At 65.7% G+C, this 2,987-nt stretch carries 1 protein-coding gene; it reads right to left on the bottom strand.

The annotated features are described in order from the left end of the window. Positions 1-2,868: carboxylic acid reductase (gene car / locus VNW74_RS20640; protein ID WP_325680217.1), on the bottom strand; the 2,868-nt coding region annotated here is incomplete at its 3' end. Between the last annotated feature and the right edge of the window lie 119 nt (positions 2,869-2,987).

The following is a 2,987-nucleotide window of genomic DNA, read 5'->3' as shown; positions in this document are numbered from 1 at the left end:
GTTGGCATAGCTGTCGTTGATCTTGCGAGTCGGGCTGATGACCCGGATGTCGGCGTCCTCGAGGAACTTTGACGGCTCGATCTGATCGCCCACGCCGATCGTCGACACGTACGTGTACGGCTTGATCTTGGTGGTCAGCGCGATCTTGATCAGCTCAGCGGTGCCCAGCGCGTTCGGCCCGAACAGCTCGCTGTAGGGCAGCACGTGGTTCACCAGGGCGGCAGGATCGACGATCAGGTCGACGGTGTCGGCCAGCCGCTGCCAGGTCTGCGGGTCGAGGCCGAGGTTGGCCTCGCCCTTGTCGCCGGCGATGACTTCGAGGTGGTCGGCCGCAAGCTGCTGGTAGTGCGCCCGCAGCTTCGGGTCGCCGCTGTCGAAGGTCTTGTCCAGCCGGGCGCGCGCGTCCTCGTCGGACTTGGCCCGCACCAGGGCGATCACCTTGCCGTCGACGAAGTCCATCCGCTCCAGCCACTCCAGCGCCAGGTAGCGGCCAAGGAATCCGGTTGCGCCGGTGAGCAATACGGTGCGCACCTCACTGGCAGGCCCGGGCAGTCCAGGCGCGGCGGCCAGGGTGGCCTCGTCGATGAACTTGTCCAGCGTCAGGTCGGCAGCATGCACCTCGACCGCGTCGCGGCCATGCACCGCCGCGAAAGTGGGCCGCTTGGTGCCCTGTCGCTCGCCCTCGATGTAGTCGGCGATGGCCTGCAGGTCGTTGGCCGGGCTGACGATCACACCCACCGGCACGTCGACGTCGAAGATCTCGTGCAGCAGGTTGCCGAATGTCAACGCGGACAACGAGTCTCCACCCAGATAGGTGAAGTGGGCATCGGGCGTCAGATCGGAGTTGGCGGAACCCAGCATGGCGGCCGCGGCCCGGCTGACCGTTTGCAGCACCGGCGCCTGCGCACCGCTGCGGCGCAGTTCGGACAACTCGTCGGCCTGACCTTGCGCCAAGTCGGCGTAGAGCCGCTCCAGACGCTCGCCGTAGTGCTGCTTCAGCTTCGGCCACGCCAGCTTGCGGATCCCGGTCAGCAGACCGTTCTCCAGGCTGAACGGCGTGGTCTCGACGATGAAGTCGCGTGGCACCTCGTAGGACTGCAGGCCGGTCTCTTTCGCGACGTTCTGCAGCGACTCGGCGATCCGCGGCTTGAGAGCCTGAATATCGTTGCCGGCCAACGCATCCTCGGTCGGCACCACAACCGCGAGCAGGTAGGGCTGCGCGCTGTTGCCGTAGACGTAGATCTGCCGGACCAGCGGGCTGTTGCCGAACACCGCCTCCAGCTTTGCCAGCGTGACGAACTCGCCCTGCGCAAGCTTCAAGACGTTATTGCGGCGATCGACATAGACCAGCCGGTCGGGACCTACCTCCGCGAAGACGTCACCGGTCCGGTAGTACTCGTCGGCATCGAACACGTTGGCGGTGGTTTCGGCCCGCTTGTAGTAGCCGGGGAACATGTTGCCGGTCTTCAGCAGCAGCTCACCCCGCGGGTATGGCCGGTCGGTGGCGAAGTAGCCCAGATCCGGAACGTCGACCAGCTTGTAGTCAATGACCGGCGGCCGTTGCACTACGCCATCGAACAACACCATGCCGGCCTCGGTGGAGCCGTAGCCGTCCAACAGATGCATCTCGAGCAGCGACTCGACCCAGGTCCTCAATTCAGGAGAGATCGGTGCCGAGCCCGTCATCGCCACGATGTAGCGCCCGCCGAGCAGCTCCTGGCGCAGCTCGTTCAGCACCTGGGATTCGGCGGTTTGACGGTCGGCGCCTTCGGCGGTCCGTCGCCCGACCTCACTCTGGTATTCGCTGTAGAGCATCTCCCAAATGCGCGGGACGAAGTTCAGCTCGGTCGGCCGCACCAGCCGCAGGTCCTCGAGCAGCGTCGAGAGGTCGCTCTTGGCGGCGAAGTAGGCGGTGCCACCGTTGCCGAGCGTGCCGTACAGCGTGCCGCGGCCCATGACGTGGCTCATCGGCATGAAGTTCAGGCTGATCGACGCGGCGCTGGGCCCGAACCAGTTCTTGGTCGACCGGTTCCACATCTTGGCGACGTTGCTCTGCGGGTACATCGCGCCCTTGGGCGCACCGGTGCTGCCCGAGGTGTAGATCAGCAGCGCCAGCGGGTCGGGTGTGTTTTCTGCGTCTTGGGCGATGCGGGGCGCCGCCGGCAGTGCTGCGCCGTGCTCGCGGACCTCGTTCAGCGTCGCAATGCAAATGCCTGTTTCGGCCAGCCGCTCGTGGGCGGTTTGCAGGGCCGCGCGGTGGTCGTCCACCTCGGTGCGGTAGTCGAAGATGACGAGCCGTCGAGGCGTGTGGCCTGCCTCAGAACCGGCGAGGATCAGGTCGACCGCATCGGACAAGTAGTCGACACTGGCGGCGACGACGCTGGGTTCGGTCTCGGTGATGATCGGGAGCAGCTGGGCGATCGCCGCGCTGGTCTGCAGCGGGACTGACACCGCGCCGATCAGGCCCAGCGCGATGTCGATGGTGGTGTAGTCGACGCTGGTGAAGCCGAGCACGCAGACCCGGTCACCGGCTGCCACAGTGCCATCGGCGCCGTCAGTCAATGTGCGCGACACTACGTCGACCCGGTCGGCGAGCTCGCGATAGCTGACGGTGTCGAACCAGGGGAGCAGCTTGGCCGACGTGCGACCGGTCTGCGGGTCCTTGACCAGCTCGACGGCGCGTTGAGCCAGCGCCGGCCGGTCGGAATAGCCCTCCAGCGCCGCCTTCACGACCTGCGGGAGTCGCGGCCCGGCGTCCTGGATGGCGGCGCTGACGGCCTCATCGGGCCGCGCGGCGGCGAACTGCGGGTCGTTGGCGGCCAACTCTTCGATGCGACGTTCTAGGCGTTCTTGGGTGTCAATCGACATAAGGAAACCTCGGAACTTGTTGAATCAGGAAATTTTGGTGGCGCAACGCTGCGCCTAATGACTACTACGTTAGCAAAGGTAACGATATTCCCTGTTAGCAGGCATGACGACGTGAAATC

The sequence above is a fragment of the Mycobacterium sp. genome, from assembly GCF_035570115.1.
In the GTDB taxonomy this organism is placed as follows: domain Bacteria; phylum Actinomycetota; class Actinomycetes; order Mycobacteriales; family Mycobacteriaceae; genus Mycobacterium.
This window is presented reverse-complemented; position numbering and strand designations above follow the sequence as displayed.